This is a genomic window from Sporosarcina sp. Y1009 (genome assembly GCF_057669865.1).
The window spans coordinates 41,930-59,414 of sequence record NZ_JBYHFO010000014.1 but is presented as its reverse complement, the minus strand read 5'-3'; the positions used below and the strand labels follow the sequence as shown (position 1 = coordinate 59,414).

Annotated in this window: 20 protein-coding genes; 11 read left to right on the top strand and 9 right to left on the bottom strand. The window is 38.3% G+C overall.

Features of this window, described 5'->3' with window-relative positions; genetic code table 11:
- Position 1: 1 nt before the first annotated feature.
- The 4 genes from AC25Y1_RS15175 to AC25Y1_RS15160 all read right to left on the bottom strand — a co-directional run bounded on the left by AC25Y1_RS15175 (position 2) and on the right by AC25Y1_RS15160 (position 2,163).
- Entirely contained in the window at positions 2–664 is a 663-nt protein-coding gene (locus AC25Y1_RS15175; protein ID WP_488148847.1) for a reverse transcriptase-like protein, read from the bottom strand.
- Between the two features lie 136 nt (positions 665–800).
- The gene (locus AC25Y1_RS15170; RefSeq protein ID WP_488148846.1) at positions 801–1,208 is read right to left on the bottom strand and encodes a DoxX family protein; all 408 of its coding nucleotides are present in this window, start codon (positions 1,206–1,208) and stop codon (positions 801–803) included.
- A 19-nt stretch (positions 1,209–1,227) separates the two neighbouring features.
- A complete protein-coding gene (locus tag AC25Y1_RS15165; RefSeq protein ID WP_488148845.1) occupies positions 1,228–1,875 on the bottom strand; it encodes an alpha/beta hydrolase in 648 nt (215 codons plus the stop codon).
- Between the two features lie 78 nt (positions 1,876–1,953).
- On the bottom strand, positions 1,954–2,163 hold the full coding sequence (locus AC25Y1_RS15160) for a tautomerase family protein (protein ID WP_488148844.1): 210 nt from the start codon (positions 2,161–2,163) through the stop codon (positions 1,954–1,956).
- Positions 2,164–2,272: 109 nt separating this feature from the next.
- Here AC25Y1_RS15160 and AC25Y1_RS15155 point away from each other — a divergent pair, with 109 nt between their 5' ends.
- Both AC25Y1_RS15155 and AC25Y1_RS15150 read left to right on the top strand, forming a co-directional pair.
- Positions 2,273–2,806 (top strand): helix-turn-helix domain-containing protein, encoded by a 534-nt coding sequence (locus AC25Y1_RS15155; protein ID WP_488148843.1) that lies wholly within the window; start codon positions 2,273–2,275, stop codon positions 2,804–2,806.
- Between the two features lie 129 nt (positions 2,807–2,935).
- Positions 2,936–3,562 (top strand): GyrI-like domain-containing protein, encoded by a 627-nt coding sequence (locus tag AC25Y1_RS15150; RefSeq protein ID WP_488148842.1) that lies wholly within the window; start codon positions 2,936–2,938, stop codon positions 3,560–3,562.
- Positions 3,563–3,634: 72 nt separating this feature from the next.
- On the opposite strand, the gene AC25Y1_RS15145 is transcribed toward AC25Y1_RS15150, so the two are convergent.
- The gene (locus AC25Y1_RS15145) at positions 3,635–4,006 is read right to left on the bottom strand and encodes a hypothetical protein (RefSeq protein ID WP_488148841.1); all 372 of its coding nucleotides are present in this window, start codon (positions 4,004–4,006) and stop codon (positions 3,635–3,637) included.
- A gap of 119 nt (positions 4,007–4,125) precedes the next feature.
- On the opposite strand from AC25Y1_RS15145, the gene AC25Y1_RS15140 reads away from it, so the two are divergent.
- Both AC25Y1_RS15140 and AC25Y1_RS15135 read left to right on the top strand, forming a co-directional pair.
- Complete coding sequence (locus tag AC25Y1_RS15140) at positions 4,126–5,106, top strand: glutathione S-transferase family protein (protein ID WP_488148840.1); 981 nt, start codon at positions 4,126–4,128, stop codon at positions 5,104–5,106.
- A 12-nt stretch (positions 5,107–5,118) separates the two neighbouring features.
- The gene (locus AC25Y1_RS15135) at positions 5,119–6,165 is read left to right on the top strand and encodes an LLM class flavin-dependent oxidoreductase (protein WP_488148839.1); all 1,047 of its coding nucleotides are present in this window, start codon (positions 5,119–5,121) and stop codon (positions 6,163–6,165) included.
- Between the two features lie 249 nt (positions 6,166–6,414).
- On the opposite strand, the gene AC25Y1_RS15130 is transcribed toward AC25Y1_RS15135, so the two are convergent.
- Entirely contained in the window at positions 6,415–7,062 is a 648-nt protein-coding gene (locus tag AC25Y1_RS15130) for a VTT domain-containing protein (RefSeq protein ID WP_488148838.1), read from the bottom strand.
- A 346-nt stretch (positions 7,063–7,408) separates the two neighbouring features.
- On the opposite strand from AC25Y1_RS15130, the gene AC25Y1_RS15125 reads away from it, so the two are divergent.
- On the top strand, positions 7,409–8,254 hold the full coding sequence (locus AC25Y1_RS15125; RefSeq protein ID WP_488148837.1) for a DUF2268 domain-containing putative Zn-dependent protease: 846 nt from the start codon (positions 7,409–7,411) through the stop codon (positions 8,252–8,254).
- A 117-nt stretch (positions 8,255–8,371) separates the two neighbouring features.
- On the opposite strand, the gene AC25Y1_RS15120 is transcribed toward AC25Y1_RS15125, so the two are convergent.
- Positions 8,372–8,530 carry an SAM-dependent methyltransferase gene (locus tag AC25Y1_RS15120; protein WP_488148836.1) on the bottom strand — a complete coding sequence of 53 codons (159 nt, stop codon included), beginning with the start codon at positions 8,528–8,530 and terminating at the stop codon, positions 8,372–8,374.
- Between the two features lie 120 nt (positions 8,531–8,650).
- Positions 8,651–8,797, bottom strand: a complete 147-nt coding sequence (locus AC25Y1_RS15115) for a YjcZ family sporulation protein (protein WP_488148835.1) — start codon at positions 8,795–8,797, stop codon at positions 8,651–8,653.
- A 211-nt stretch (positions 8,798–9,008) separates the two neighbouring features.
- Here AC25Y1_RS15115 and AC25Y1_RS15110 point away from each other — a divergent pair, with 211 nt between their 5' ends.
- The 6 genes from AC25Y1_RS15110 (at position 9,009) to AC25Y1_RS15085 (ending at position 16,681) form a co-directional block, all read left to right on the top strand.
- Complete coding sequence (locus AC25Y1_RS15110; protein WP_488148834.1) at positions 9,009–9,617, top strand: class I SAM-dependent methyltransferase; 609 nt, start codon at positions 9,009–9,011, stop codon at positions 9,615–9,617.
- 477 nt (positions 9,618–10,094) lie between these two features.
- Positions 10,095–11,066 carry a 2-hydroxyacid dehydrogenase gene (locus tag AC25Y1_RS15105; RefSeq protein WP_488148833.1) on the top strand — a complete coding sequence of 324 codons (972 nt, stop codon included), beginning with the start codon at positions 10,095–10,097 and terminating at the stop codon, positions 11,064–11,066.
- 157 nt (positions 11,067–11,223) lie between these two features.
- Positions 11,224–13,119 carry a PrkA family serine protein kinase gene (locus tag AC25Y1_RS15100; RefSeq protein ID WP_488148832.1) on the top strand — a complete coding sequence of 632 codons (1,896 nt, stop codon included), beginning with the start codon at positions 11,224–11,226 and terminating at the stop codon, positions 13,117–13,119.
- Positions 13,120–13,253: 134 nt separating this feature from the next.
- Positions 13,254–14,420 carry a sporulation protein YhbH gene (gene yhbH, locus AC25Y1_RS15095; RefSeq protein WP_488148831.1) on the top strand — a complete coding sequence of 389 codons (1,167 nt, stop codon included), beginning with the start codon at positions 13,254–13,256 and terminating at the stop codon, positions 14,418–14,420.
- Positions 14,420–15,829 carry a SpoVR family protein gene (locus AC25Y1_RS15090; protein WP_488148830.1) on the top strand — a complete coding sequence of 470 codons (1,410 nt, stop codon included), beginning with the start codon at positions 14,420–14,422 and terminating at the stop codon, positions 15,827–15,829. Before yhbH ends, AC25Y1_RS15090 begins: the two co-directional genes overlap by 1 nt.
- A gap of 156 nt (positions 15,830–15,985) precedes the next feature.
- A complete protein-coding gene (locus AC25Y1_RS15085; RefSeq protein WP_488148829.1) occupies positions 15,986–16,681 on the top strand; it encodes an RluA family pseudouridine synthase in 696 nt (231 codons plus the stop codon).
- A 156-nt stretch (positions 16,682–16,837) separates the two neighbouring features.
- On the opposite strand, the gene AC25Y1_RS15080 is transcribed toward AC25Y1_RS15085, so the two are convergent.
- Positions 16,838–17,482 (bottom strand): collagen-like protein, encoded by a 645-nt coding sequence (locus AC25Y1_RS15080; RefSeq protein ID WP_488148828.1) that lies wholly within the window; start codon positions 17,480–17,482, stop codon positions 16,838–16,840.
- Positions 17,483–17,485 lie beyond the last annotated feature (3 nt).

The following is a 17,485-nucleotide window of genomic DNA, read 5'->3' as shown; positions in this document are numbered from 1 at the left end:
ATTAGGTCTTTTCGATTTCAATCGTCGCTGTAACTTCAATTCCATTCAATGCCTGTGTAGCTAGTCTGTCTGCTTCAGTATTCTCTTTTCGCGATACCAATTCATACTCGGGTGTAATCCCAATGTTTTTCATTTTGGCTTCGATTCGGTCTGCCCAACTGTATAAGTCCTGTTCAATCGCCGGCCATTCCTCGGTTAAATGATTGATGACGACACGGGAATCCCCAATGATTTGAACTGGTAGATGATGGACGTTCAAATTTTCAAGTTCCTGCATGCAAAGATGAAGAGCTGCATATTCCGCCTCATTATTCGATTTAAGCTCCGCCACAGCTGCATTATGTCTTAGTCTGTAGGACTTTCCATTTTGTTCATAATAAATGACGCAACCTAATCCGGATGCCCTCGTTTCCAGGTCGAAGCCGCCATCGAAATAGACAGTAACATTATGTGGCTCTGTTTTAATTTCTTCTAAATAGCTCTTAATTTCTTTAATCGTCCAAGAGGTGTCATATCCATCGATAAACTTCAAACTTTTCACTCGACCGGTCTTTACCATATCTTCCGCAATGAGCAACGCATGTGCTGCTTTCAATTCCTGCGAGTGAAAGACGGTTTCCGTTCCTTTAGGCGATCTGTAACGCCATTCGATTATAACTTTCATCTCGATTCCTCCAACCTGTATGTCCTTGCAGTATACCTAAAGCGATGATATTTTAGAAGCTATCTATACATTTGTATATGAAAAAGAGGGCAACTCTGAAAAAAGTCGCCCTCCCAATATTCTCAAGTACTAATAGTTACTGGTTTTCTTTTCTACTACTGATAAACCCATCGATAGACCAATGTTTACTTCCGTTTACCACCAAGAATAGTGCAATTGCTAAAAATGCAAGATCAAGTTCGTATCCCACCATTTCAGCCGTACCTAAGAAACCAATAGCTAATTTAACTTTTACAATTGCACCAATCAAAATTAACCCGACCAATGTAGAAACGATTCTCGTTCCGAGACCTAAAATTAATACAAGACCACCTACTAATTCAATAGTAGCTACGATATATGCTAGAAATCCTGGGAGGCCAATACTATCAAACCATCCTACGGTATTTTCGATTCCGCCTTGAAACTTCACAAGCCCATGTAAAAAAAAGCTTATTCCTAAGACGATTCTTAAGATAAATGTACTTACTTCAATTTTTTTCATTTCTATTTCCCCCTGAATTTTAATTTTCTTTTTCTAAGTTCGTGAACCAAGTCGTATAATCATTGTAATTTTCCTGAGAGACTGTATGACCTTCTGGATAGGACATGAAGGTTGTGATAGCTCCCTTTTGTTCTAAAAATCTTTCAGCATCAAGACCCCATTCATATGGAAGGACTTGATCATGCTGTCCGTGCGAAATAAAAGCATTTACACCATTCAATGGGCTAATCTCGTAGTCGTCTTTGACGATAGCTGGAATATAACCGCTTAATGCAATAATTCCTTTAATACGGTTTCCTAGCTTCAATCCGAGTGTCATGGAAAGGATTGCGCCTTGGCTGAACCCCATCAAGTACACCTTGCTCTCGTCAATTGGGTAATTACCCAAAGTATAGTCAATGAAATCTTCGAGTTTATTGACAACGTCATCAAAGGCTTGCTTGTGTGGCTTCCCGTATTCTTGAATAGTGAAAAATGCATAACCGGGCGGCTGATGTAAAGGTCCTCTAATACTTACTACAAACAGATCTATTCCCATCTCCGCAACAAGAGGCAGCATATTCTGTTCGTTACTTCCCATTCCGTGCATTAAGAAAATAACTGGATATTTCTTTCCTGGCTCTATATTAGCTGGTCTACGAAGTTCATAGTTAAACTGTTTATCCATTCTATCAATCCTTCCCTTAGAGAAGATAATATTCTTATGAGTGAACTTATTGATTAAAAAAATATGGTTCTTTTTTAATCAACTTTCACTTTTTAACTTAACCCCGACAGAGAAACGATTTTTCGGAACCTCATCCACGATAACCCGTATACTTTCTAGCGGAATATCCAATGATTTTTGTACAGTGCGTGCAACATCCCGCATGCATGTTTCAATCGTTTCATCATTCCTACCTTCGAGCATTGTTATGCGTATAATCGGCATCATTTTTCCCCTTTCGAAAACCATTTTGTATTCCTATATGAATATTAACTTCTTACAAGTTAACATTACTTCGTGGATATTGTCAACAAACATGTGCTATTATAATTCCATGGGAACTTTTGGAGGGATAATGATGGAGATTGGATCTAAAATCCGAGACATACGTAAACGTAAAAAAATAACGATTGCACAAATGAGCGATAAAGTGGGACTGTCTAAAGGATTCATTAGCAACATTGAAAACGATAATACTTCACCATCTCTTAATACACTACAAACCATTGCTAAATTCTTAGACGTTCCGCTACCCTATCTACTTCTTGAAAAGAAGCAGCATATGAGAGTTGTGAGGAAATCCGAAAGAGCTTATACAACTTTTAATGACATAAATATAGAACATCTTACGGCTACAGAAAGCGGTTTACGACTCATGCATGTTAAATTACCACCCGGTGCATCAACCCGTGAAGCAATTGCCCATGAAGGTGAAGAGAGCCATCTTGTCATAAAAGGAACCGTACATGCTGAACAAGGTGAAGATCAGGTTATTGCAAAAGAAGGAGATTCTTTCAGCTGGAATGCTAGTGTACCCCATTATGTTAAAAATATTGGTGAAGAAGAGGCAATTTTACTGATTGCTGTCTACACTGAAGATAGAAATCTTTGATCCTAAATATAATAAACGCCCATTTTCATTTAGTTATGAAAGTGGGCGTTTCTTAGTATATATCTATGTTAAAATCAAATGTAACGAACTAACGTTCTTTAGTGGGATAGAATTAGGAGATGATTTACTATGAAACACGAATGGAGAAAAAAAGAAAAAGAACTCTATATACCAAAGCAGAAACCAGAACTGGTTACTGTTCCAGAACAAAAATTTTTTATGATTAAGGGAAGTGGGAACCCGAACAATGAAGATTTTGCTGAAAGAATCGGAGTGCTTTATTCATTAGCTTATGCAATTCGGATGATGCCTAAAAATGGATATACCCCTGAAGGCTATTTTGAATATACCGTTTATCCGCTAGAAGGAATCTGGGATTTATCTGAAGAGGGAAGGCAATTAGAGGAATTAGATAAAGACGAGCTTCTCTATACAATAATGATTAGACAACCAGACTTTGTTACAAATGAAGTTGTGGAGCGTGCATTTGAAAGTGTAAGAAAAAAGAAGCCTCACCGATTACTCGATGATGTCACGTTTGAAGCGATGGCAGATGGGATGTCGTTGCAAATGCTTCACGTAGGTCCATTCGAGGATGAACCGAAAACTTTTGAAAAAATGGCTGAATATCTAGAAAGTCATCAGCTAGAAAGAGCCTCTCTTACACATCGAGAGATTTACCTTTCGGATATGAGACGGGTTGATCCATCTAAATTGAAAACAGTTCTTAGGTATCAAGTAAAACCAAGAGTTTGAGTAACTTTAATTCCATTCAAAAATTCAATAGCAGATTCAGTTTTTTCTTTACTTGAAAATCTTAGCTATCAATCACTGCATTTTGATCAATTGCAAATCATAATTCTTCGTAAACTTAATATTCACCCAATCATTCGCATTAGAAATATCGATTTTTTTAGTAGTCTGTTCATTTGTTCCGTTCAAGTTTCTACTATATGATAAAGTTAATTCAACAGTTGAATTAGTAGCACTAGGTGAAACATCGAACCAAATGATTTCACCTTTTTCAAAGGGACTACTATTCGCATTAATGACATGCTGACTAAAAACTTCTTTACCATCCACATACATAAATAAAGACATATGCTTAATGTTTAATGATTCGGCCATTTCTACTGATATTCCATGTCCATGTTGCGCTGCTGATTTTGCTGAACACCCAGAAATGATTAGAACTGTCAAAAGTATTACGATATTTTTTTTCATATTCTCCCACCTCTCATGTAACTAGACGTAATGTCTTTAGAAAAGGATTCAGTTTAATAAAAGAAGAAAATCTAAAAGAATTGGAGCGGATGACAATGTCACCAACAAAGGAAATTAAAGCAGATGGTTCTTTTAATCGTCAAAATACGTTGTTTTCAACGCCATTTGGAACGACAGCGGGGGAGCTTCCTGTGGAAAAAGATCGATATCGTCTTATTTGGTCAGCGCCTTGCCCGTGGTCACATCGAGCGGTTATTGTTCGAAAGATTCTAGGTTTAGAGGATGTCATCAGTTTAGGTGCAGTGGACCCGATTCGTCCTGATGTACCTCGAATTGACTGGTCGTTTTCATTAGATGAAAATGATGTAGATCCAGTGTTAGGGATTAAGTATTTGAGTGAGATTTACATGAAGACAGATCCCAACTATGCAGGACGCCCAACTGTACCGGTTATGGTTGATTGTAAAGCGAAAAGAGTTGTGAATAATGACTATTTCACTCTGACAAACGCGTTCGAAACTGTTTGGGCATCTTTTCATAAGAAAAACGCACCTGATTTATACCCAGAACCATTACGTCAGCGGATTGATGAGATGAATGATGTCATTTATTCTGATATTAATAATGGCGTATATAAATGTGGTTTTGCCGAGTCACAAGAGGCCTATGATGAGGCTTACGATAATTTGTTCGAAAAATTGGAAATACTAGAACAACTTCTATCGACCCAACGTTTCTTAGTAGGCGATTTTATCACAGATGCTGATGTTCGATTATATGTTACGTTAGCACGATTTGATGTTGCTTATTATTCCGTATTTAAAGCAAACAAAAAAAGGCTGATTGATTTCCCGAATTTATGGGGGTATGCACGCGATTTGTATCGTACACCTGGCTTTGGTGATACAACAGATTTTGAAGCGATTAAGATACATTATCATTTATCTGCTCGATTATCGGCTGATCAGAAAAAGGGAAATGTCATTATACCAAAGGGTCCGGACTTATCGGGATGGGACACGGAACCAGATCGGCAGCATTTAAGCGATACAGTAGAAAAATTTCTAATCAAATAGGAGGAAATTATCATGGAAATTGGTGTAACAACATTTGTAGAAACGTCCCCGGATGTAGAAACGGGTAAAGTCATTAGCCATGCAGAGCGGATACGTGAAGTAGTAGAGGAAATTGTGCTAGCGGACCAAGTAGGATTGGATGTTTTCGGAGTAGGGGAACACCACCGCGCGGATTTTGCATGTTCCTCACCGACTACTTTACTTGCGGCAGCTGCGGCGCGGACGGAACGTATTAAATTGACGAGCGCTGTTTCGGTATTATCATCAGATGATCCTGTGCGTCTTTATCAACAATTTGCGACAATCGATGCCATCTCAAATGGCCGGGCGGAAATTATGGCAGGACGAGGTTCATTCATCGAATCATTCCCTCTCTTTGGTTATGATTTACAAGATTATAATGAATTGTATGATGAGAAATTGGAGTTATTGCTAAAAATTAACGAATCTGAAAAAGTGACGTGGAATGGAAAGCATCGCCCATCCTTTCAAGATTTAGGTGTGTATCCTCGTCCTGAACAAGACAAGTTACCGATCTGGATTGCCAGCGGTGGAACACCACAATCCGCCGTTCGTGCAGGGGTGCTTGGATTACCCCTTGTGTTAGCGATTATTGGGGGAAGTCCTTTGCAGTTTGCACCGATTGTCGAATTATATAAGCAAGCGGCAGAACAAGCAGGACATGATGTCTCGAAGCTAAAAGTTGCTTCTCATTCTCATGGTTTTGTTGGGGAAACAACTGCCAAAGCAAAAGATAAGTATTTCCCTTCAACTGCACATGCAATGAATGTTTTAGGGAAAGAGCGTGGGTGGGGGCCTTATACGCGCAGCACTTTTGAGCAGGCGAGTAGTTTAGAAGGTGCCATGTACGTGGGTGATGCTGAAACAGTAGCAGAAAAGATTATTTTTCTTCGTAAAAACGTTGGTATTGAACGCTTCATGCTTCATGTACCTGTTGGCTCAATGCCCCACGAAGAAGTGTTAAGCGCAATTGAATTATTAGGCACGAAAGTCGCACCGATTGTAAAAGCTGAAATTGAGCGGTGGGAAGCGGAATAACTGGTTAGATTTCTGTCCATATTAAAAAACTCCAGGTAACCTAGAAAGCATTCTAGAATTACTTGGAGTTATTTTTCCTTTATTAAGGTTGGACAATGTAATCATCTTTGTGTATGCCATTGGGAATGGTCAGAACTGATAATCGGATCTTCTAGCGGATATGAACAGCGCTTAAAAACAGGATGATAATGAATTTTTAAGTGTCACTAAACTAAAAAAAACCGGTATGAAGCGCTCAATGTGAGTGCCTCATACCGGTTTTGCAAAACGGTTTTTAACAATGCTGAATATAGCTGGTAGGACGGATAGGAAGATAATAAGTAAAAGGACAGTAGAAAAGTTATCCTTTATAATAGGCATATTTCCAAACAGATAGCCCGCAATTGTACAAATACCAACCCACAAGACCGCACCTACAATATTATAAATTACAAAATAGCGGTAATTCATACGACTTGCACCGGCAATAAACGGGGCAAACGTACGGATAAACGGCATAAACCGTGCAATTACAATCGTTTTACCACCGTGTCTGTTAAAGAAATTCTCTGCGGCTTGCATTCTTTCTTGATTAATCACTTTCCCAAGAAAACTATTAGGTGGAATCGATGTCCCCACTTTTTTACCAATATGATAGTTGACGGTATCACCAATGACAGCTGCTGTAAAAAATACGATGAGCAAACTAGAAATGTTGAATGCACCCATAGCTGCAAAAGCACCGCTCGCAAACAACAATGAATCACCAGGTAAAAATGGAAATATGACAAGCCCCGTCTCAACAAAGACGATTAAAAATAAAATAGCATATGACCAGACACCGAAAATATCGATGATGTCAATTAGGTGTTGATCGATATGAATAATGAAACTAATTAACCCTTGAATAATAGACATGCATTTACTCGCTTTCACATAAAATGGACTTTATAGATAACTCTACTGAATTATACAGTTTCATTCCACCATAGTCACGAAGAATCGCTATTTTTCAGCTAAACATATGTATATTTTACCTTATCTTCTAATCAAAACCTATTAGAACTATATCCCGAATCTTGTCCGCACTAAAAATCAGACGAGAATCTGGGGATAGTTCTTTCGATTCTATTACACATAGCATGTACTGTTAACATATGATACAAAAAATGCACTGCAATAGATAAACGTCTAGACCTGTCCATATTTGTGGTGATTTGGGCTCTTAAACCAGTCAAAAATACAAAGGATGAGAAAATCGTCAGTGATTCAAACACAATCATGGCTCTATAAATTTTTTCGTGCCTGTGCGGAGAAATCGAAAGAAAGTCCCTATGAGCTTCAATGTCAGATGCTCTGTGCACCTATCGTGAAATCTTTTCCTAAAATAAACCCGGAAGAATTGCAATATGAGCTTCTAAATTACGGCTTGTTTGATCCTTATAAATGGCGGGATGTAGGAATACAAGTTGAGAAATTGGAAAAACAACGTATTTGGCAAATTGTTGAACAGGAATATAGGTTCTTAAAGACTTTTTGGAAAGGTCCAGAGATATCAATCTATATTTATCCATTAGATACTGTGCACCAGAGTAAAAGCGAACAAGCGCCTACTAAAAACGGTGTGGCCTATAGAAGTACATTGTTTATGTTTTTATCAGAAGGGCTCAGAGTAGAAGAAATAAAGGCTTTATTAGCACATGAATATAGCCATATTTGTCGATTAAATCATTTAGGATTAGAATCAAAAAAAATACCATTAAAGGATTCACTCATTATTGAAGGTTTTGGTGAGTTTGCAGTCAAAGAACTATACGGAGAAAAGTGGCAGGCGCCATGGACTGACCTTTATTCATTAAATGAGGCCACACAAATATGGACCAAACACTTTATTCCATACTTGAATTTGCTTGGCACTGAAAATCATCATATTTTTTTATATGGGAAAGCGAGAAGCCCTTTTCCTAAATGGATTGGGTATCATATCGGGTATCAAATTGTTGATTCGTTCCAAAAGAAACACGGTCCTTTTCACAACTCAAAGTTATACCGAATGTCCTCTGATAAGCTAATTGCAGGCTCCAACTTTCCGGCTACTAAATCGCCTTAAATGAAAACAATCTTTTTTCTAGATAGTGTCTAGAAAAAAGATTGTTTTTATGTTTTCTACAAATAACTTGCTCATAATATTGAGTTGTGAATTGATTATGGGCATTTCCTTCACTCATTAAGATAGGAGAGTCAATGTTTTCGAAGTGTTTTTTTGGTGATTATCAACGGCAGTCACTTGACACTGGTATCGTTGGGCTAAGAATGCAGCTGTCTGGCCGGTACCGCAGCCGATATCTAAAACAGATTCATTTGGTTGAATGGTTTCATTTTTCAAGATGGACTGTGTTAGCGAAAAACCACCAGGATGTGTACCGCCAATTCCGAAGTTAGCGACTAAATCTAGTTAGTTATTACACATCAAATATTCTCTTAGTATACTTCCATTTTCGACTTACTAGAAGCCATAACCGCCTTCATAATCATTACCAATAAAAGCTGCGCCAACAATGATAAGCAGGATAAATAATACAACGATCAACGCAAAGCCTGCGCCGTATCCACCACCATTATTACAATTTATTCCTTCATTTTTAGATGACATTCTACCCCTCCTTTACTGTCCGGTATCTATATAGAATATGAACTGGTTTAGAAAAGCGTAGGGCGGGTGTGAAAAATAGTTGTTTCGAATTACTTAGTTTGCGCTAACTTATTTCCTCAACTAGATGTGCTACAATCAAGGTTAAATACGCCGATTTCAAAGATGTGCTAGAAAGTTGGTGCTTTCTATGACTTTTAGGGAGGATTTAAGAATGACCGTTAAGAATAATGATCGTCTGCTTCGAATTAATACAACCAGCTTAAGTGAGGAACCAAGTCAATCCATACATTATAACCATTATGAGGCAACGCCATATATCGTGTTAGATGCACTTTTTAGTACATACAAACTAGCCAAAACAGACCGTCTTGTCGACTATGGATGTGGAAAAGGACGTGTAATGTTTTATGTGCACAGCCGTTTTAATGTTGCGGTAACAGGGATTGAAATGAATGAGCAGCTTTATCATAAAGCGCTTGCGAATAGGACGCATTATTTACAGAAGTCAAAAGGAAATCATCCGACGATACGTGTTAGTCGATGTAAAGCTGAAGAGTATCATGTGGATGAAAAAGAAAACCGCTTTTACTTTTTTAACCCTTTTTCAATGGAAATTTTCATGAAAACTGTAAATCATATTTTAAAGTCTGTAGAGAAACATCCTCGTGAAGTGGACATCATTCTTTACTATCCAATCTCCGATTATATCGATTACCTCGAAGTAATGACGCCATTTGAGTTACACCGGGAGATTCAAGTTCCAAATCTTTATCAAATCAATAACGATGAAAGATTTTTGATCTATCGCTACAAAGGCTAAAAACGACCCCCAAATCGACAAATGATTTGGGGATTTGTTATAAAATATTTAATCTCAAGTGAATTTGAAATTTACTAAGAGAACCGTCTGTAATCCATGTGAATCCTATCTCTGCATAATTCTCCGGTGTTAGACTCACAGACTCACTGTATAATAAGCAGGGTTCTGTTACTTGTAAATCCTTATGTATGTAAAAGAGTTCCCGAAATAGATAGGGAACTCTCTAGTGATATATATAGTAGTAAGGAATTCGAATTATAAGGATGCTTTTGAGATTAAGCACATTTTTTACAGGACTTGCACGCACTTTTCGGTGCATTACATTTTTTGCACTTTGTCACCCATCCACTCCTTTAACTTGGTATTGATAAATTATATTCACGGCATCTATTAATTATGCACCGAAACAATCAAACTGCTTTTTCATTATGGTACAATTATTTGAAATCTTATGTTTATATTTCAGGGGGTAGTTTAGTGAAACCAAAAGTTTATATCGCCTATCCAATTTCAAAAAATGTGGAGGCTTTCATAGCGGAACATTGTGAGATTCATAAATGGGACGGAAGTGGACGTGTTCCGAAAGAAATACTGATCGAAGAAATAGCGGAAATGGAAGGACTCTACACATCTGGAAGCATGACGATGCCAATTGGAGAAGAATTACTAAAACACGCGCCTCATTTAAAAGTTGTGAGCAATGTTTCGGTGGGCTTCAATAACTTCGATTTGGGCGCAATGGAGAAACACAATGTAATTGGAACAAATACACCAGAAGTATTAAATCAAACTGTCGCAGACTTGGCGTTTGGCCTTTTATTAGCTACGGCTAGGCGTATTCCAGAGCTAGACCGTTTTGTTAAGGAAGGAAATTGGGAAACGGCAACTGATTATGTTGATTTCTATGGAAAAGACATACAGGGAACTACGTTAGGCATCATTGGCATGGGCAGGATTGGGGAAGCAATAGCCAAACGTGCGAAATTCGGCTTCGATATGGACATTCTATATCATAATCGTCACCGAAATAGTGAAGCAGAAAAGAAATACGACGCGGAGTATTGCAGTTTGGAAGCACTACTTATGAAAGCGGATTATGTATTATTGATGACTCCATTAACAAAGGAAACTCACCATTTAATCGGGGAAAAGGAATTTAAGTTAATGAAAGAGACGGCTATCTTTATTAATGTAGCTCGTGGACAAGTTGTCGATGAACAAGCACTTATACGCGCAATCGAAAATAAAGAAATTTACGGTGCTGGTTTAGATGTATTCGAAATAGAGCCAGTTCAGTCTGACAATCCACTACTCGGGTTTCCAAATGTCGTGACTGTCCCGCATATCGGTTCAGCCACAGAAAAAACGGAAGAAGCGATGGCGATGCGAGCTGCCGAAAACCTGGTTGCTGTGCTCACAGGCAAAGCATCTATCAATCCTGTAAGGTGAAAATGACGATTGTAGTCAGGTAACAAAAAAACACTGATTTAGGTTCAATGTTTAACCTAATCAGTGTTTTTACCGTTCAGATGTAAAAGACTTGTGAATTATAAAAATCCCCTCTGCATACTATGGTATAAACCATACCCTAAATGGAGGGGATAGAATGGGTATATTAAACAAAGTAAGGAATTTCAGAGAAGAAGAAGACAGACTTCAATGGGAGGGCACATTTGAAGAGTATTTAAACCTATTGAAGGAACGAAAAGAAGTCGCCCAAACTGCACATTCACGTGTATACAATATGATCAAAAGCGCTGGGGTGACTGAAAATGATGGCAGTAAACTATACAACTTTTTCGGGGAAGAAATCTTCGGTCTAGAGGAATCCATTCAACGACTGGTAGAAGAATACTTCCATCCCGCTGCCAAAAGACTTGATGTACGAAAACGAATCTTGTTATTAATGGGGCCTGTCAGCGGTGGTAAATCAACAATTGTCACGATGCTAAAACGTGGACTTGAGGAATATTCTAAAACAGATGAGGGCGCTGTCTATGCGATTAAAGGCTGCCCGATGCACGAGGATCCACTTCATTTAATCCCAAATCATTTACGTGATGACTTTTATGAGGAGTACGGGATTCGAATCGAAGGAAGTTTGTCGCCACTGAATGCCATGCGGCTGGAACAGGAGTACGACGGGCAAATTGAAAACGTAGTTGTGAAACGAATCTTTTTCGCAGAGGATAAACGAGTCGGCATTGGAACCTATACACCTTCCGACCCGAAATCTCAAGATATCGCAGACTTGACAGGCAGTATTGACTTTTCAACAATTGCTGAATTTGGTTCAGAATCTGATCCACGTGCCTACCGTTTCGATGGTGAACTAAACAAAGCGAACCGCGGAATCATGGAGTTTCAAGAAATGTTAAAGTTGGACGAAAAGTTTCTCTGGCTTTTATTATCATTGACGCAAGAAGGAAATTTCAAGGCAGGAAGATTCGCTTTGATCAGTGCTGATGAGCTCATTGTCGCGCATACGAATGAGACGGAATATCGTTCGTTTATTTCGAATAAGAAAAACGAGGCACTCCATTCAAGAATTATTGTGATGCCAATTCCGTATAATTTAAAAGTACACCAAGAAGAACGGATTTATCAAAAAATGATTAGCGATAGTGAGATGGAGCATATCCATATTGCTCCGCACGCTTTACGGGTTGCGGCTATATTTTCAATTTTAACAAGGCTAAAAGATTCCAAAAAACAAGGCGTCGACCTTGTTAAAAAAATGCGTCTTTATGACGGAGAAAATGTAGAAGGGTTTAACCGGGTAAATGTGGAAGACTTGAAAAATGAATTTCCAGATGAGGGAATGGGCGGAATCGACCCACGCTATGTGATCAACCGAATCTCATCAGCAATAATACAAAAGGAAGTCCCAGCGATTAATGCGCTCGATGTACTTCGCTCTTTGAAAGATGGACTCGACCAACATGCTTCGATTTCCAATGAAGACCGTGAAAGGTATTTAAATTTCATCGGTATTGCAAGACGAGAATATGATGATATTGCAAAGAAAGAAGTCCAGAAGGCGTTCGTCTACTCATATGAGGAGTCTGCTAAAACATTAGTTGATAATTATCTTGATAATGTAGAAGCCTATTGCAATAGAAATAAAATGAGGGACTTGCTCACTGGAGAAGAAATGAATCCAGACGAAAAATTGATGCGTTCGATTGAAGAACAAATAGGTGTGTCTGAAAATGCGAAAAAAGCATTTAGAGAAGAAATACTCATACGAATTTCAGCCTATGCAAGAAAAGGAAATCGATTTGACTACAACTCACATGCACGTTTACGTGAAGCGGTTGAAAAGAAACTATTTTCGGATTTGAAGGATATTGTTAAGATTACAACATCTTCGCAAACGCCAGATGAATCGCAATTGAAAAAGATTAACGAAGTTGTTGCAAGTCTCATCGATGAATATGGGTATAACTCCATTTCAGCAAATGAATTACTACGCTACGTGGGCAGTTTGCTAAACCGATAAGTCCTCTTTTAGAAAACAAGACTATTTATTTTGTGTAGTCTTGTTTTTTCATCTAGGAAATTACTTGTTTGTACTTGCATATGATGAAGAAAGTGTGGGTCATAAACTTTTAAAGGACAGTAGGTGAGGATAAAATGAACAAGAAAGAAAATGATCTTTTTATTGTCTCACAGGAAAATTGGTCTCTTCATCGGAAAGGTTATCAAGACCAAGACCGTCATATGGAAAAAGTGAAAGAAGCGATTAATAATAATTTACCAGATTTAATCAGTGAAGAGAGTATTATCTTATCAAATGGGCAAGAAATTATTAAAATCCCAATTCGATCATTAGATGAATATAAAATTCGTTACGATAACGACAAGTCCAAACATATAGGTCAAGGAGATGGGGACAGTCAAGTTGGTGATGTTGTAGCGAGTGATGGTGGGAAGTCCGCAGATGGAGCGGGGCAAGGAAAACAGGCAGGAGATCAACCAGGCCAAGACTATTACGAAACCGAAATCTCCATGAAAGATGTTGAAGAAGTCCTTTTTAAAGAGTTAGAACTTCCAGATTTAGAAGAGAAAGAACAAACAGAAATTGATTCTGAGGATATTGAGTTTAATGATATTAGAAGAAAAGGTCTTATTGGAAATATTGATAAAAAGCGAACGATATTAACTGCCATAAAGCGAAATGCGATTAAAGGTAAAGCTGAAATATCGCCTATTCATAATGAAGATTTACGCTTTAAAACGTGGAATGTGGTAGAGAATCCGGAATCTCAAGCAGTTGTTCTAGCGATGATGGATACAAGTGGATCTATGGGTACTTTTCAAAAATATATTGCGAGAAGTTTCTTTTTCTGGATGACTCGATTTTTACGTACCAAATACGAAACCGTCGAAATCGAATTTATTGCCCATCATACAGAAGCAAAAGTTGTATCGGAGGACCATTTTTTTACAAAGGGTGAAAGCGGCGGTACGCGGTGTTCATCCGCTTATTTAACGGCATTAGAACTCATTGAAGAAAAGTACAATCCAGCCCATTATAATATCTATCCTTTTCATTTTTCAGATGGTGAAAATATGTCATCCGATAATAATCTTTGTATTGATCTTGTCGGGCAATTAATGGATGTGTCTAATATGTTTGGCTACGGCGAAGTGAATGCCTATAGTCGATATTCAACACTGATGAATACGTATAAGAAAATTGAAAATCCAAAATTTCGGCATTATGTATTAAAGGAAAATCGAGATGTCTATCATGCATTGAAGAGCTTTTTCCAAAAAAAATCGGAAGGATTCGATTAATGGAGTTAAAATCGCTGCATTATGCAATCGATGAAATCACGGAGATAGCGACTGATTTCGGTCTCGATTTTTACCCAATGCGTTATGAAATTTGCCCTGCACATATCATATATACTTTTGGTGCATACGGTATGCCCACACGATTTACACACTGGAGTTTTGGGAAACAGTTTCATAAAATGAAATTGCATTATGATCTTGGGTTAAGTCAAATCTACGAACTTGTCATTAATTCGAACCCGTGTTATGCATTTTTGTTGGACACGAATAGCTTGATACAAAATAAGTTAATCATCGCGCATGTTTTGGCGCACTGTGATTTCTTTAAAAATAATGTGCGTTTTTCAAATACAAGGTCGGACATGGTAGAGAGCATGACAGCCACGGCTGAGCGCATCGCAAGGTACGAAGTGATACATGGGAAATATGAAGTTGAGAGCTTTCTAGATGCTGTATTAGCGATTCAAGAACATGTGGATCCTTCGATGATTCAGCGGGACTTAGTAGCTGAAGAATTAAGTGACCAGGCTGAAAAGAAGAAAGGCAGCCGTAAAGGGCCTTACGATGATTTATGGGGGCTAGACGAAAACGGAGCGGAAGAACCAGAAATAAAGGATGTGCCAAAAAGAAAACTTCCGCCTAAACCTGAAAAAGATATATTATTATTCATTGAACAAAATAGTCGTGAACTAGAGGATTGGCAACGTGATATTTTAACGATGATGCGTGAAGAGATGCTCTATTTTTGGCCGCAACTTGAAACAAAGATTATGAATGAGGGGTGGGCATCTTTTTGGCACCAAAGAATCCTTAGAGAGATGGAATTGACCTCGGACGAATCGATTGAATTCGCGAAATTGAATGCGGATGTTGTCCAACCATCCAAAACAGGCATTAATCCGTATTATTTGGGACTGAAAATATTTGAAGACATTGAAAAACGTTATAATCATCCTACGGAAGAAATGATGAAATATGGTGCTAAACCAAATATGGGTCGAGATAAGATATTTGAAGTACGAGAGGTCGAATCAGATATTTCATTTATCCGTAACTATTTAACAAAGGAACTTGTTCAACAAGAAGATTTATATTTGTTTGAGAAAAAAGGGAAGAATTATCAAATAACAAGTAAGGAATATGAAAGTGTTAGAGATCAACTGGTCAAAATGCGAGTGAATGGGGGGTTCCCCTATATTGTTGTCGAAGACGGTGATTATTTACGCAACGGGGAACTTTACTTGGAACATCGTTATGAGGATACAGAATTAGACATTAGTTATTTGGAAAACGTCCTTCCGTATATTTACCAAATTTGGGGGCGGATTGTACACATCGAAACAACTGTTAATAGAAGGAAGGTCATCTTTTCCTATGGCGGAAAGAAGGTTCATCGGGCTTATATTTAAATATGAAACACCCATTTTGGAGCAGCGTTCGATTGTTTCTAAAATGGGTGTTTTTCTGTTTTTTTAAGAATTATATCGTTATTGTTCTCATCTTTCATGTGGATGACGTACAATGAGAGTGGTATGAATATTTGTTATTGAAGGAGTCACTTGGCTATGAAAATCCCGATTTTATATGAAGACAATCATTTACTTGTGGTCGAAAAACCAGTAAATATTCCTGTGCAAGGGGATGACAGTGGTGATAAAGATTTACTCACACTATTAAAAGAAGATTTAAAAGTTCGTTACAATAAACCTGGAAATGTGTATCTGGGGCTTGTTCATCGATTAGATCGTCCTGTGGGCGGCGTGATGGTATTTGCAAAGACATCGAAAGCAGCCTCGCGGTTATCAGATGTCATTCGTAAAAATGAACTAGACCGCAAATATTTAGCAGTTGTAAGAGGGGTTCCGAAAAAAAAACAAGCACAGCTAGAACATTATCTATATAAAGATACACAGAAAAACAAAGTGTATGCTGTATCAGCTTCGAGAGCGAATGCTAAAAAGGCTGTGCTTGATTATGAAATGCTTGGTAGCGCCGAACAACTTAGCTTGTTGTCAGTGCGTTTACATACAGGGCGCTCACACCAAATTCGTGTTCAACTTTCCGAAACTGGCTGCCCCTTATACGGTGATCAAAAATACGGACAACATGTAAATCGTCCCGGGCAGCAAATTGCATTATGGGCAAATGTTCTTGAATTTCCACATCCAACGACAAAGGAAACCATTCGAGTCGAATCACAACCACCCAACGAGTATCCATGGAACCTTTGGAAGATGAACAATCTAGCTCGAAAAAAGTGATGGCAGCTGTCCTTCTTGTCCCCGCATTCAAGCGAGGTGGGCACACAATTTATAGAAAATTACTGGAAAATAATAGACGTGAAAAAAGGTTTAGAAATCATTTCTAAACCTTTTCACTTTGCGTACTGTATGATATTCCCGATTTAGACCAGGTTTTCAACCTATTTGTAAGACTTGTAAGGTCGCTAATTTATAGTGGGAATCCTCTTGTAAATTGGCAAGAAGCATGACAATATCGCCTTCATTCAATTTGACTAGCTGCGTTGAACTCACAGTTGTGGAAGTCAGTGATTCGGTGATTGAATATGGGAAATCATACAGTTCATTAATCATAATTTGAAAAGAAGAAGGCTTATGAGGTCCTGCTTTCGTTACGAGGACTACTTTATAGTCAATTTGATAAACGCCATGATTAGAAACTTTTAAACCCTTATTGGTAACTTTGACGTCACATAAAGGACCCGCATCGGAAAATTTGACAATACCTGATTTGGCGCTTCCGGTTTGATTGAAAGCGTAGCCAAATGATGAAGAAAAAGTCCCTTTTGGACCACGTTCTCCTCTTGGTCCTTGTTCACCCTTTTCGCCTTTCATGCCAATCGGTCCTTGTTCGCCTTTATCTCCTGTGTCTCCAGTAATACCTTGAGGTCCTCGCTTACCTTGATCGCCTTTCGGTCCCGGTATTCCTTGTTTTCCTTCGTATCCTGTAGGGCCTTCATAGCCTCTCGGGCCTCTGAATCCTCTTGGCCCACTTGGACCCTTACAAGAATCACATTCATTGCAATAGTTACAGTCGTCCATTCA

Coding starts and splice junctions, on each gene's coding strand:
- AC25Y1_RS15175 (WP_488148847.1), bottom strand. CDS start 664: ATGAAAGTTATAATCGAATGGCGTTACAGATCGCCTAAAGGAACGGAA.
- AC25Y1_RS15170 (WP_488148846.1), bottom strand. CDS start 1,208: ATGAAAAAAATTGAAGTAAGTACATTTATCTTAAGAATCGTCTTAGGA.
- AC25Y1_RS15165 (WP_488148845.1), bottom strand. CDS start 1,875: ATGGATAAACAGTTTAACTATGAACTTCGTAGACCAGCTAATATAGAG.
- AC25Y1_RS15160 (WP_488148844.1), bottom strand. CDS start 2,163: ATGGTTTTCGAAAGGGGAAAAATGATGCCGATTATACGCATAACAATG.
- AC25Y1_RS15155 (WP_488148843.1), top strand. CDS start 2,273: ATGGAGATTGGATCTAAAATCCGAGACATACGTAAACGTAAAAAAATA.
- AC25Y1_RS15150 (WP_488148842.1), top strand. CDS start 2,936: ATGAAACACGAATGGAGAAAAAAAGAAAAAGAACTCTATATACCAAAG.
- AC25Y1_RS15140 (WP_488148840.1), top strand. CDS start 4,126: ATGTCACCAACAAAGGAAATTAAAGCAGATGGTTCTTTTAATCGTCAA.
- AC25Y1_RS15135 (WP_488148839.1), top strand. CDS start 5,119: ATGGAAATTGGTGTAACAACATTTGTAGAAACGTCCCCGGATGTAGAA.
- AC25Y1_RS15130 (WP_488148838.1), bottom strand. CDS start 7,062: ATGTCTATTATTCAAGGGTTAATTAGTTTCATTATTCATATCGATCAA.
- AC25Y1_RS15115 (WP_488148835.1), bottom strand. CDS start 8,797: ATGTCATCTAAAAATGAAGGAATAAATTGTAATAATGGTGGTGGATAC.
- AC25Y1_RS15110 (WP_488148834.1), top strand. CDS start 9,009: ATGACCGTTAAGAATAATGATCGTCTGCTTCGAATTAATACAACCAGC.
- AC25Y1_RS15100 (WP_488148832.1), top strand. CDS start 11,224: ATGGGTATATTAAACAAAGTAAGGAATTTCAGAGAAGAAGAAGACAGA.
- yhbH (WP_488148831.1), top strand. CDS start 13,254: ATGAACAAGAAAGAAAATGATCTTTTTATTGTCTCACAGGAAAATTGG.
- AC25Y1_RS15090 (WP_488148830.1), top strand. CDS start 14,420: ATGGAGTTAAAATCGCTGCATTATGCAATCGATGAAATCACGGAGATA.
- AC25Y1_RS15085 (WP_488148829.1), top strand. CDS start 15,986: ATGAAAATCCCGATTTTATATGAAGACAATCATTTACTTGTGGTCGAA.
- AC25Y1_RS15080 (WP_488148828.1), bottom strand. CDS start 17,482: ATGGACGACTGTAACTATTGCAATGAATGTGATTCTTGTAAGGGTCCA.